10 protein-coding genes and 1 pseudogene are annotated in these 11,871 nt (G+C 65.3%); 6 read left to right on the forward strand and 5 right to left on the reverse strand.

Going from position 1 to position 11,871, the window contains the following annotated elements:
- The first annotated feature begins 81 nt into the window (after positions 1-81).
- Positions 82-915, forward strand: a complete 834-nt coding sequence (proC, locus tag NQJ30_RS17080; protein ID WP_255771316.1) for a pyrroline-5-carboxylate reductase — start codon at positions 82-84, stop codon at positions 913-915.
- A gap of 90 nt (positions 916-1,005) precedes the next feature.
- On the opposite strand, the gene NQJ30_RS17085 is transcribed toward proC, so the two are convergent.
- Positions 1,006-1,644, reverse strand: a complete 639-nt coding sequence (locus NQJ30_RS17085) for a potassium channel family protein (RefSeq protein ID WP_190990742.1) — start codon at positions 1,642-1,644, stop codon at positions 1,006-1,008.
- A 40-nt stretch (positions 1,645-1,684) separates the two neighbouring features.
- Entirely contained in the window at positions 1,685-3,118 is a 1,434-nt protein-coding gene (locus NQJ30_RS17090) for a TrkH family potassium uptake protein (protein ID WP_255771317.1), read from the reverse strand.
- 103 nt (positions 3,119-3,221) lie between these two features.
- Between NQJ30_RS17090 and NQJ30_RS17095 the strand changes: the two genes are divergently transcribed.
- Entirely contained in the window at positions 3,222-4,433 is a 1,212-nt protein-coding gene (locus NQJ30_RS17095) for an acetoin utilization protein AcuC (RefSeq protein ID WP_255771318.1), read from the forward strand.
- A 43-nt stretch (positions 4,434-4,476) separates the two neighbouring features.
- Here NQJ30_RS17095 and NQJ30_RS17100 read toward each other — a convergent pair whose 3' ends face one another.
- A complete protein-coding gene (locus NQJ30_RS17100) occupies positions 4,477-5,718 on the reverse strand; it encodes an NAD(P)/FAD-dependent oxidoreductase (protein WP_255771319.1) in 1,242 nt (413 codons plus the stop codon).
- Between the two features lie 92 nt (positions 5,719-5,810).
- Here NQJ30_RS17100 and NQJ30_RS17105 point away from each other — a divergent pair, with 92 nt between their 5' ends.
- The gene (locus NQJ30_RS17105) at positions 5,811-6,356 is read left to right on the forward strand and encodes an ArsR/SmtB family transcription factor (RefSeq protein ID WP_255771321.1); all 546 of its coding nucleotides are present in this window, start codon (positions 5,811-5,813) and stop codon (positions 6,354-6,356) included.
- Positions 6,357-6,370: 14 nt separating this feature from the next.
- On the opposite strand, the pseudogene NQJ30_RS17110 reads toward NQJ30_RS17105, so the two are convergent.
- Positions 6,371-7,718, reverse strand: a pseudogene (locus tag NQJ30_RS17110) (alpha-hydroxy acid oxidase).
- A gap of 106 nt (positions 7,719-7,824) precedes the next feature.
- On the opposite strand from NQJ30_RS17110, the gene NQJ30_RS17115 reads away from it, so the two are divergent.
- Together NQJ30_RS17115 and NQJ30_RS17120 are read left to right on the forward strand one after the other, a co-directional pair.
- Entirely contained in the window at positions 7,825-8,532 is a 708-nt protein-coding gene (locus NQJ30_RS17115; RefSeq protein WP_255771322.1) for a FadR/GntR family transcriptional regulator, read from the forward strand.
- A gap of 168 nt (positions 8,533-8,700) precedes the next feature.
- Entirely contained in the window at positions 8,701-9,075 is a 375-nt protein-coding gene (locus NQJ30_RS17120; RefSeq protein ID WP_308215279.1) for a DUF3846 domain-containing protein, read from the forward strand.
- 76 nt (positions 9,076-9,151) lie between these two features.
- Here the strand turns inward: NQJ30_RS17120 and NQJ30_RS17125 are convergent, their stop codons facing one another.
- The gene (locus NQJ30_RS17125; RefSeq protein WP_255771323.1) at positions 9,152-10,546 is read right to left on the reverse strand and encodes an FAD-binding oxidoreductase; all 1,395 of its coding nucleotides are present in this window, start codon (positions 10,544-10,546) and stop codon (positions 9,152-9,154) included.
- A gap of 241 nt (positions 10,547-10,787) precedes the next feature.
- Here NQJ30_RS17125 and NQJ30_RS17130 point away from each other — a divergent pair, with 241 nt between their 5' ends.
- The gene (locus tag NQJ30_RS17130; protein ID WP_255771325.1) at positions 10,788-11,804 is read left to right on the forward strand and encodes an acetylxylan esterase; all 1,017 of its coding nucleotides are present in this window, start codon (positions 10,788-10,790) and stop codon (positions 11,802-11,804) included.
- Positions 11,805-11,871: the final 67 nt, after the last annotated feature.

Raw genomic sequence — 11,871 nt, forward strand, 5'->3', positions numbered from 1 at the left:
GGGAGTCGAAAAAGGCGGGTTCCCGTCACAGCGGATTAGTTTAGTTCTGCGGCCATCCAGCCGAACTGCAATGATGGGACCATGAGCAACCGAATCGCCTTTCTGGGCTGTGGATCCATGAACGAAGCCATCCTTGCCGGTCTCCTTGCCGCCGGAACCGACCCCGCCGACGTCGTGGCCACTGTCAGGCGCACGGAACGCGCTGCGGAACTCGCTGAGCGCCATCACGGTATTACGGCCATCGCCGGTGACGAGGAGCCGGACAACAACAAGCAAGCGGCCAAGGGAGCCGGCGTTGTGATTCTTGGCGTAAAGCCCGCCGGCATCGCCGGTCTGGCGCATGAAATCAGCGGTTCGCTGTCACCGAAAACCATCGTTGTCAGTGTGGCCGCCGCCGTGTCACTGGCCCAGCTTGAGGCTGCGCTGCCGGCCGGCCAGCCGGTGATCCGGACCATGCCAAACACACCCGCCAAGCTGGGACGCGGCGTCGTCTCGGTATCGGCCGGTACCCATTGCTCGCCCGAGCAGCTGCAGCTGGCGAAGGACATCTTCAAGGCGGCGGGCACGGTCGTGGAGGTGCCGGAGGAGCAGGTGGACGCCGTCTCTGCCATCAGCGGCTCCGGCCCGGCCTACGCGTTCTACCTGGCCGAGGCCATGGCGGCCGCCGGCGTCGAGCTGGGCCTGGAACACGACCTGGCGACCCTCCTGGCCAGGGAGACCGTAGCGGGGGCGGGCTTCATGCTCGCGGAGCCGGGCGCGGACCCTTCAGCCCTGCGCATCAGCGTAACCAGCCCCAAGGGCACCACGGAACGCGCCATCGCCACCTTCGACGAACGTGGAATGCCGGCCATCATCGCGGCCGGAGCCCGTGCCGCAGCCGATCGCGCAGCAGAGATTTCCCGGCAACTGGCCTAACCCCGGAGTTTTTGTCCAGATAATGCGGCCTGGGGGAGTCCTCGAGGCGACTACCTGGACAAAAAATCGGCGGAGGTTTTCTTGAGGGCCCTATGGCCGCGCCGCGAACCGTTCCAGCAGGTCCACGTGTCCGGAGACAATCAGCATGTCGCGGGCCGATACCTTGGTTTCGGGACGGGCGTAGGTGAAGTCCTCGCCGGGTGACTTCACGCCCACGATCGTTACACCGTACTTGGACCGGACCTGGGACTCATCGAGGGTGAACCCCACCGTCTCGCGGGGCGGGTACATTTTCACGATCGCAAAGTCGTCGTCGAACTCGATGAAGTCCAGCATGCGGCCGGAGACCAGGTGCGCTGCCCGGACGCCGGCATCGGCCTCGGGGTAGATCACGTGGTTCGCCCCGATGCGCGTCAGGATCTTGCCGTGCGAGGGCGTGATGGCCTTGACCCAGAGGTGTTCGATGCCCAGGTCCACCAGGTTGACCGTGATCAGCACCGAGGACTCGATGGACGTTCCCACTCCCACCACGGCTGAGCTGAACTCCTGTGCACCGAGCTGGCGCAGGGCTTCGATGTTCGTGGCGTCCGCTTCCACCACATGGGTGAGGAGCGGCGCCCATTTCTGCACCAGCGTCCGGTCGCGTTCGATTGCGAGGACTTCCCTGCCCTGCTTCACGAGTTGCTCGGCCGTGGACGAGCCGAAACGGCCCAACCCGATCACCAGCACCGGTGCGTTGTGGGCGGGGCGGTTGGGGACGCCTGAGGAATTAGCCAATGATGGGCCTCTCTTCCGGGTAGTGGTAAAGCTGGCTGCGCTGGCGCAGCGCCAGTCCGGCCGCAAGGGTAACAGTGCCAACGCGGCCTGCGAACATCAGCGCGGTCAGGACGTAAACGCCCGACGGCGGCAGCTCGGCACTGAGGTTCGTGCTCAGTCCCACGGTGGCAAAGGCTGAGATCGTTTCAAACAGCACCCGGTCCAGGGATGCGCCGCTGATCTGCAGAAGCAGGAACGCGGAAACGGAAACCAGGGTCGCGCCGGCCACGATCACGGAGATGGCCACGCGCATGGCGCCCTGGGGGATGGTACGGCCGTAGACCTTGACGTCGGCGTCGCCGCGGGCCTCGGCCACGATGGCGAGGAACATGACGGCGATGGTGGTCACCTTGATGCCGCCGGCGGTGGAGGCCGAGCCGCCACCGGCAAACATGAGGGCATCCGAGAGCAGCATGGTGGTGGATTCCATGTGGTTTTGTTCCACCAGGTTAAAGCCGCCGGACCTTGTCATGACTGACGCGAACAGCGAATGGGTGATCTTGTCGCCGAGGTTCATGTTCCCGATGGTGCGCACGTTGTCCCACTCCATCAGGCCCCACAGCACGGCTCCGGCCGCCAGCAGGATGAAGGACACCTGGATGGTCAGCTTGGTGTGCAGGTTCCACTTTTTCCAGTTCAGCCCGTTCTGCTGGAGCACCATCACCACCGGGAAGCCCAGGCTGCCCAGGAACACGCCAAGCATCAGCGGTATCAGGATCCAGAGATCGGTCTCGTAAGGCACGATCCCGTCCGAATGCGGGGTGAAACCGGCGTTGTTGAAGGACGAAATCGAGTAAAAGACCCCGTGCCAGACCGACTCCCAGAAAGGCTCCCCAAGGATGATAAAACGCGGGATCATCGCCAGAGCCAAGGCGCCTTCAATGACCACCGAGGTGGCAATGACGATCCGCAGGAGGGTACCCACCTCGCCGAGGCGCCCAGCGTTGTTCATGGCTTCCTGGGCGATCAGTTTGCCGCGCACCCCGAGTTTCTTGCTGACCATCAGAGCCAGCAGCGAAGCGAGCGTCAACGTTCCCAAGCCGCCCACGAAGATGCCCACCATGATGACCAGTTGCCCAAAGAAGGACCAGTGCGTCGCCGTCGAAACGACTGTCAGGCCAGTGACGCACACGGCCGAAACCGCGGTGAACAATGCCTGGTGGATGGGCGTACCCGTCCCGGTCGCGGACGCGACGGGCAGCGAAAGCAGGAAAGTGAATACGAGGCAGACCGAGGCGAACACGGTCAGCGCAAGCCGTGCCGGCGAGGTATTGGCGATGTCGTCAACGAAGTCGCGCAGGCGGGTGAAAATCCAGAGGCCATCGCGCTCCGGGTCCGCTGGGTGCCAGCTGGGCGGGTTCCTGGGCCTCGACTGGCGTTCGGTCATGGGTGGCATTCCTCGGTAGAAACTGTTTCCCTCAGTAGTAAACCACTAATGACTGCGTAATGACCGGGTGGGCGGGGCTGCGACCTCCGGTAGCCTGTGATTGATGACATATCTGCCCGGTCTCAGCCAGCCCGCACCGCCGACGATGGTGGTGTGGAGTTCTGCCATGACTGCCTATGACTTTGGCCCCGGCCACCCGATGGCTCCTGAACGGATGGACCTGACGGCCCGCCTCGCCGGGAGTCTCGGCCTGCTCGACCTGGCGCATGTTTCCGTCGCCGCCCCGGACGTGGCCACGGACGCTGAACTGGAGACCGTCCATTCGCCCGAGTTCGTGGCGGCGGTGCGCCGGGTCAGCCAAGACCCGGCGCAGCCCGACGAAGCCCGCGGCCTTGGCACCGAGGACGACCCGGCCTTCGCCGGAATGCACGAGGCCGCCGCGAGGCTGGCGGGCGGAACACTTCTGGCAGCGAACGCCATCCTGGACGGGTCCGCCCTCCACGCCGTGAACTTCGGCGGCGGGATGCACCACGCGGCCCGCGAACGTGCCAGCGGCTTCTGCATCTACAATGATGCCGCGGTTGCCATCCAGAGGCTGCTCGACGCCGGCATCGGCCGCGTGGCGTACATCGACGTCGACGCGCACCACGGGGACGGAACCGAGAGCATCTTCTGGGATGACCCCCGTGTCCTCACCATCTCGCTGCACGAAAGCGGCCTGACACTCTTCCCGGGGACAGGCTTTGCGAATGAGACCGGCGGTCCGCACGCGGAGGGGAGCGCCGTGAACGTCGCGCTGCCCTCCGGCACGGGGGACGCCGGCTGGCTGCGTGCTTTTTACGCCGTGGTGCCGCAGCTCATGGGCGCCTTCCAGCCCGAAGTCATCGTCAGCCAGCACGGCTGCGATTCGCACCGCCACGACCCCCTGGCACATTTGAATATCAGTGTGGACGGCCAGCGCGAGGCTGCCACCGCCGTCGGGAATCTTGCCGCCCGGTACTGCGGCGGACGCTGGATCGCCACGGGCGGTGGCGGGTACAGCGTCACGGACGTTGTGCCGCGCTCCTGGAGCCACCTGATCGCCATCGCCGCCGGGCGTCCCGTCCCGCTGCGCACCGAGGTCCCGAATGACTGGCGCGCCTATGTGCTCGCCAAGTTCGGGCGGAACGCCCCCGAGTTCATGGGCGATGACGTTGAACTCTGGTGGCGGTCCTGGGAAGTGGGCTTCGACCCCAACGACGCCGTGGACCGGACCGTGATGGCCACGCGCAAAGCCGTCTTCCCGTTCCACGGACTGGATCCCTGGTTCGACTAGGCCTGGTTTCGACGAGACGTGGTTTTTGCGGAGCGGCCCTGCGTCAGTCCGGCCGGCCGATCACCACCTGTGCGGGGCTGTGGACGATGTAGCCGTTGAGCCAGGAGAACAGTGCCCGCACTTTCTGCTGGAACCCCGAGAGCAGGGCAAGGTGCACCAGGAGCCAGGACACGAACGCCAGTGACCCCTGCAGCTGGATGCGCTGCCGGCCGATCTCGGCCACCGCCGCGCCCCGGCCGATCATCGCCATGTAGCCCTTGTCCACGTATTTGAAGGGTTGCCGCGTGCCTCCGGTCAGGTCGGCATGGATGTTCCGGGCCGCCCATTTCCCTGCCTGCTGCGCAACTGAACCCAGTTGCGGGAGTTTAGCGCCCGTGGAGTCGGTGATGTTGGCCGCATCGCCCAGGACGTAAACGCCCTCGGCATCCTGCGCCGTCAGGTCCGGACGGACATCAATCCGGCCTCCCCGGCCCTGCGCCAGTCCGGAGTTGGTGATGATGTCGCCCCCTTTCAGGCCGCCGGCCCACACCACCACCCGGCTGGGGATGGTGGTTCCGTCCGCGAGCGTCACCCCGTCCTCCCGGACATCAGCCACACCCACGCCCAGGTGCAGCTGGACGCCAATCTTCGTCAGGCGCTTCCTCGTGTAGTCCTGGGACTTTTCCGAGAAGGCGTTCAACACTGTCGGCACCATATCCACCAGATGAACACGGCAGCGGGCCGCGAGTTCCGGCGAAAAGTATTTCGGGACCACGAACTTGATGTTTTCCGCCATGGCGCCGGCCGTTTCAACGCCCGTGGGGCCGCCGCCCACCACCACCACGTCCACGGAACCGGTGGGTTCCCGGTCGGTCTGATCAAGCAGGCTGGTTAAGCGCGAGCTTAGACGGGTGGCGTCGGCCACCGAGTACAGGGGGAAGGCATGTTCCTCGGCGCCGGGGGTGTTGAAATAGTTCGGCGTGGCCCCCACCGCGATGACCAGCACCTGCGCCCGGAAGGTCTCGCCGTCGGTGGTGGTGACCGTGCGGTTGGCTGGATCGACCGACGCCACATGCGCCGTGAGCACCCTCACCGGCCTGATGCGGCGGAAAACGGACCGCAACGGACGGGCGATGGCCGATACCCCGATTTGTGAGGTCGCCACTTGGTAAAGCAGCGGTTGGAACTGGTGATAGTTGTTGGAATCGATCAGCAAAACACGAATGCCCTTGCGGCCCAGTTCCCTGGCGGCTGTCAGCCCCGCGAACCCGGCACCCACCACGACCACCTGATATGTATCTTCCATCCGTGCAACCTACTCCACCTCAGGTCGGTGCGACAGTGCCGGGGAGGAAATAGTTGATGCCTTGCGGCGTATATGTCGCTAGGGTGGGAGGCATGGTGACAGACGACGTATTTGCCGTCATTGCGGAAGCAACCCGGCGCGACATTTTGGTTTCCCTGCGCTCGGGGGACAAAGCAGTGGGGGAACTCGTGGAGGAGCTCTCTGCGAGCCAGCCCACCATCTCCAAGCACCTGAAAGTCCTCCGCGAGGCGCAGCTGGTCAGCATGCGGGCGCAGGGCCAAAAACGCTATTACGCCCTGAACCCCAAACCGCTGGAGGGCATCGTCAGCTGGCTCGAAACGTTCGACGTCGGCCCCGCAGCCTCCGCAACCCGGGCACCTGAGGTGCCCGCGGAGGAAGCCGGCAGCGAGGGTGCCGCTGGCATCCACGTTCCCGACAACGCAGATGTGGCCGCCGTCCTGGCACGCGAGGACGCAGAACTGAGCCCCGCCGTCGTCATCCCTGGCGGCACCGCAGTCCCGCTCAGCGACGATACGGTTCCCCAGCAGATCGGCCGGACGGTTGGCCGCGCGGCCACCAAGGCCGCGGACCTGCTGGCCAACCTGCCGAACCTCCCGAAGTTCGGCCGCAAGAAGTAGCCTGCGGGGGACTCTTACCTCGCGAGCAGGCGTACGTGGTCCGGGGTCAGCTCCGAGATTTTGCTGACGCCGAGCAGCGCCATGGTGCGGGCCATGTCCTTTTCCAGGATCTGCAGCGTCCGGTCCACGCCCGCGCGTCCGCCTGCCATCAGCCCATAGAGATACGCGCGCCCAATCAGGGTGAAGTCGGCGCCCAGTGCCAGTGCCGCCACGATGTCCGCGCCGCTCATGATGCCGGTGTCCAGGATGATGGCCGCCTCCGAGTTGTCCGCCTTCAGGGCCGCGGCAACCTCCGGCAGCAGGTGGAACGGGATGGGCGCGCGGTCAAGCTGGCGGCCGCCGTGGTTGGACAGCACAATGCCGTCGGCGCCGTGATCCACCACCTTGCGGGCGTCCTCCACGGTCTGGATGCCCTTGACCACCAGCTTGCCCTTCCACGTTTCGCGCAGCCAGTCGAGGTCCTCGAAGGTGAGGGTGGGGTCGAACATCGAGTTGATGAGGTCGGCCACGGTTCCGGTGTAGCGCGAGAGCGAGGCGAAGGTCAGGGGCTCGTGCGTGAGGAAGTTGAACCACCAGGCCGGGCGGTAGGAGGCGTCCAGGACGGTCTTGAGGGTCAGCGCCGGCGGGATGGTCATGCCGTTGCGGACGTCGCGGAGTCGGGCACCGGCGACGGCGGTGTCCACGGTGACCATGAGGGTGTCGTTGCCGGCTTTAGCTGCGCGCTCGATCAGTTCAAGCGAGCGGTCGCGGTCCGTCCACAGGTAAAGCTGGAACCAGTTGCGGCCGTTGGGCGCGGCGGCGGCCACATCTTCGATTGGAGGCGGTCCCCATGGTGGAAAGGGTGTACGGGATGCCGGCGGCCTCGGCTGCCTGCGAGCCGGCGTATTCACCCTCGGACTGCATCATCCGGGTGAAGCCGGTGGGGGCGATGCCCACGGGCAGCCGGGAGGGCTTACCCAGGATGTCGGTGGTCAAATCGATACTGGATACGTTCCGGAGGATGCCGGGCCGGAACTCGATGTCCAAGAACGCCTGGCGGGCACGGCGGAGGGTGATCTCCTCCTCCGCCGCGCCATCGGTGTAGTCGAACGGGGCCTGCGGGGTGCGGCGCTTGGCCAGGTCGCGAAGCTCCCAGATGGTGCTGGCGCGCTTGAGCTTGGCGGCGCGGCTGAACTCGGGTTTTTTGAACTGCATTAGCGGGGCGAGGTCCGAATACTTGGGGATGCGGCGCTTCAGGGCCGGAGGAGTTGCGCGAGGGACGGACGACGACGGCGTTGCGGCAGGTGCGCCGGTGGCCGGAATATCCGTGGCGTCCGGAGCCGGGGTGGTCTCGGGATTGTTCGGCTGGATGGTGTGGGTCATGTCTTCCTCCGTCGATGGGCCGGCCCGGGCGGACACGAGCGGGTGCCGCTGTGGTCTAACCACACTGTAGGGCATGTGGTCCAACCACATCAACTACCATGGCCTTATGCGTACGCACCAACTTGTCCTGACATGGATCGAAAAGCAACTCTCCGGCGGCGAACTGACGGTGGGCGGGCGCCTGCCTGCGGAGCGAACCCTGGCCGAGCAGCTCGGCGTTTCCCGGACTTCGGTGCGGGAAGCCATCCGGATACTGGAGGCGATGGGCGTGGTCCGGGCCGGCGTCGGGTCCGGACCGGAGGCGGGCACCGTGGTGATTTCCGACCCGACGGCGGCGCTCGGCTCGGCGCTGCGGCTCCACGTCGCTACACAGCACCTCCCCGTCGCGGACATCGTTGAGACTCGGGTGCTGCTGGAATCCTGGGCAGCCGCCCATGCCAGGGCTGACGCGCCCGAGCTGGAACTTGCCGAAACGCTGCTGGACGGAATGGACGCCGTCGGACGCGGCAGTGAGGCGACGGGTGACTTCCTTGCCCTGGACGTCCGTTTCCATCTCGCCCTGGCCGACGCCGCCGGCAACGCCGTGGTCAGCGCGATGATGGGCTCCCTGCGCGAATCCATCCAAGGGTACGCCGCAACTCTGACGGCCAACCTCCCCGATTGGGGCGTCACCGCGTCACGCCTGCAGGCCGAGCATCGCGGGATCCTGGCCGCGATCAGAAACGACGACGGCGGCCTCGCGGCGAAGCTTGTCGCCGCGCACATAGAGGGCTACTACCGCGAAGCCGGGGTGCAGCACGCTCCGAAGCCCTGACCCGGCGTCGAGATGACACTTCGCGGCAGTGTGGGTGGAAAACACTGCCGCGAAGTGTCACCTCGCGCGTGCGGCGGTCTGACCCCCCGTCCTGGCTGCCGTCGAGTAGCCCGCCGCTTGGCGAATTGGTGTCCCCAGGCAACGGGCGGGAACATCCGAAAGCCGGGCGTGGTTAACACCACAGGACGAAAAATGAACACCCTCTTTAAAGCACTAATAATTCCGGCCTGTACCGGCGAACCGGTCCGCGTCGAGCCGATCGAGGCGACCCTGCGCAACCTGCAGGAGCTGGTTGGCGGCGACATCGAATCAATTGCACGCGGTGACTGGCATGTCTACCTCAACGCGGAAAGCTTGATCCAAAACCTGCCGTTGAATTTGCGCGCAGCCCAGCTGACCTATGATGGCGGGCTGGACTTGGCGGGAGCCGGACGTGGATGTGCCGTCTTCCTGGGAAATGATGAAGACCGCGGTGAAACGGACGTGCCGGAGCATCTTGTCCGGCGGGCCGAGGAACTTTTCGGGATGCCCCTGGCCGCCTAGAGCGGCGTCCGGAATGCGACCGCTTCAGCTTTGATTTTGCTTCCGGAACCCGAGGTCAGCGTCCGTTGGCCAGTTATCAGTCGGGCCTGATGTTCTGGTTGAGCCGGAAGAAATTCGTGGGGTCGTACTGGCGTTTGAGGGCCTTTAGTCTTTCGTACTTGGCGGCTCCGTATGCCTGCCTGACGCGCTCCTGGCCCTCTTCCATAAGGAAGTTCACGTACACGCCGGTGTGGTGGGGTGCCAAGGCGGCCCAATAATCACGGGCCCACTCCCGCTCGGCATCGAAGCCCTCGGCGGTGGTGCTATTGCCATTGATGTTGAACGTGAAACCTGCCTTCCGCCCATTAAAAGCAGTTGCGTCGTCGTCGATCCGCCCCACGGCCCCGCCCATCTGCCACAGGGCGATGCTGGTTACTGGCGAGACGATCCGCATGCCATACTCGGCAACAACATCGATCACCTCGTCGCTGAGGCCTGCGACGTCGCACGCGCGGAAGTAGTAGTGCCAGCCGTGCGGGAAGGACGGGTCGAACATCTTCTGGTGCTCCAGGTATGGCTTCGGCTGGCAGAAATCGAGTACCGGCGATCCAAATTCCTTGAGCGGCCGCAATACCCGCTCCCCATCCTCGACCGGTCCGGCGTAGCAGGCGGTGACGCCGATGACGTGCTTGCCCACCAGGTCCGGCGGGACGAACGGGAGCGCCGGAGCCCTGCGCTGCACCGCAATTGTCATGAGCTCGTCGGGGCAGTCCGAGGTCCAGTCGCGATAGAACTTCAGCAAGTCCCGGGCATCCTCCATCTTCCAGAAGACCGGCCCCGCAACAGCGTATGGACCCACGGGATTAAGCCGGAACTCGAAGTCCGTGACAATGCCGAAGTTTCCGCCGCCGCCCCGCAGGCCCCAGAAAAGATCGGAGTTCTCCCGCTCGCTCGCCCGGACAAGTTCGCCGTCGGCGGTGATTACGTCGGCTGACAGCAGTTGATCGATCGAGAGCCCATATTTGCGCATGACCCAGCCGATGCCGCCGCCGAGCGTAAGGCCCGCGACGCCGGTGTGGGTAACGATTCCCGAAGGAACAGCAAGCCCGAACTCCTGCGTCTCGCGATCCAGTTCTCCAAGCAGGACACCGGCCTGGACACGCACCGTCCGCGCCTCCGGATCAACCCGGATATCCTTCATCAGGCCGAGGTCGATGAGCATGCCGTCATCGCACACCGATAACCCTGGAAAGCTATGGCCCCCGCCGCGGACGGCGGTGAGTAGGCCCTGCGACCTGGCCAGCTTGATAGCGGCGCGAACGTCTGCGACACCGGTGCAGCGGGCGATGATAGCGGGCCGGCGGTCTATCGAACCGTTCCAGACCTTGCGGTGATCGTCGTAGCCGGCATCATCAGGGCGGACGATGTCGCCCCGGAAGGTAGCCTGCAGTTCGTCGACAGCGCTCCTGTCGATCTCCGTGCCTTGTGTCACTGGACTCACCGACCTCTAGCTTTTCCAGCAGAGTCCCACAGGTTCAAGGGCCTGACAAGGGAAATCTGCAGCCGCGCGGCCGGACGCCGGGATGGCTGGAAAATCCGGGGCTGACTGCGCCGGGCACAGAGGTGGCCACCCATCAGCAACGACGGCGGCGTGTCCCGGCCGTCCCTGCCGCAACGCGGTTGTATGACATAGGATCTCCTGAGGTATTCCAGACGAGACAGGACGGCAAACCATGCCCCTCTTCGACCTGCCCCTTGAGCAGCTCCGCGCCTTCACCTCGAGCGTCGCAGCGCCCGCGGACCTGCAGGACTTCTGGGACGCAACTATCGAAGAGGCGCGAACATATGCGCTCGGGGCCACGTTTGAGCAGGTGCAAAACCACCTGACCGTGATCGACACCTTCGACGTCACCTTCGCTGGCTTTGGCGGTGCGCCGATCAAAGGCTGGCTGCACCTCCCGGCGAACCGTGCCGCTGGTAGCCGGCTACCCGTCGTCGTGCAGTACATCGGATATTCGGGCGGCCGCGGCCTGGTCAACCAGGATACAAAGTGGGCGCAGGCCGGCTATGCCCACTTCATCATGGATACCAGGGGCCAGGGTTTCGGCGGGATTGTGGGCGACACGCCGGACCCGCATCCGTCCGCCGGCGACGTAGCCTATGCAGGGCTCATGACCCGTGGCGCCGCCAGCCGCGAAGACTACTATTACCGGCGCGTCTACGTCGACGCATTCCGTGCCGTGGAGGCGGCTCAGTCCCATCCCGAAGTGGATCCTTCGCGAGTGGTACTGAACGGCATCAGCCAGGGCGGCGGCATTGCCGTAGCGGTTGCCGGGCTGGTGGCCGGAAGGCTCGACGGCGTTATCGCCACCCTGCCGGACGTTCCGTTCCTCCAGGATTTTCCGCGGTCCATCGACATCGCCCAACGCGGTCCATACCCGGAAATCGCGGCGTTCCTGGGCCGGCACCGGGACCGCTATGAGCCGATGCTCGCGGTGCTGAATTATTTCGACGGCGTCAATCTCGCCCGGGCAGCCACCGCTCCGGCCCTCTACTCGGTGGCGCTGATGGACGACGTCTGCCCGCCGTCCACGGTTTTCGGCAGCTTTAACGCCTACGGCACGGCTGCCGGTCCGGCCGGCGCCGGGGCCGCAAAGGAGATCGAGGTCTACCGGTTCAACAACCACGAAGGCGGTCAGGAACACCACTGGATCCGCCAGCTTCAGTACCTCCGCAAGCTCCTCGGCTGACCCGAAACTCCCCTCCCAGCCCAACTAGGTAACAGCAGATGTCGTAATGAGGCTTCAAACCGACACC

Source organism: Pseudarthrobacter sulfonivorans (assembly GCF_024391045.1).
In the GTDB taxonomy this organism is placed as follows: Bacteria; Actinomycetota; Actinomycetes; order Actinomycetales; family Micrococcaceae; genus Arthrobacter; species Arthrobacter sulfonivorans_B.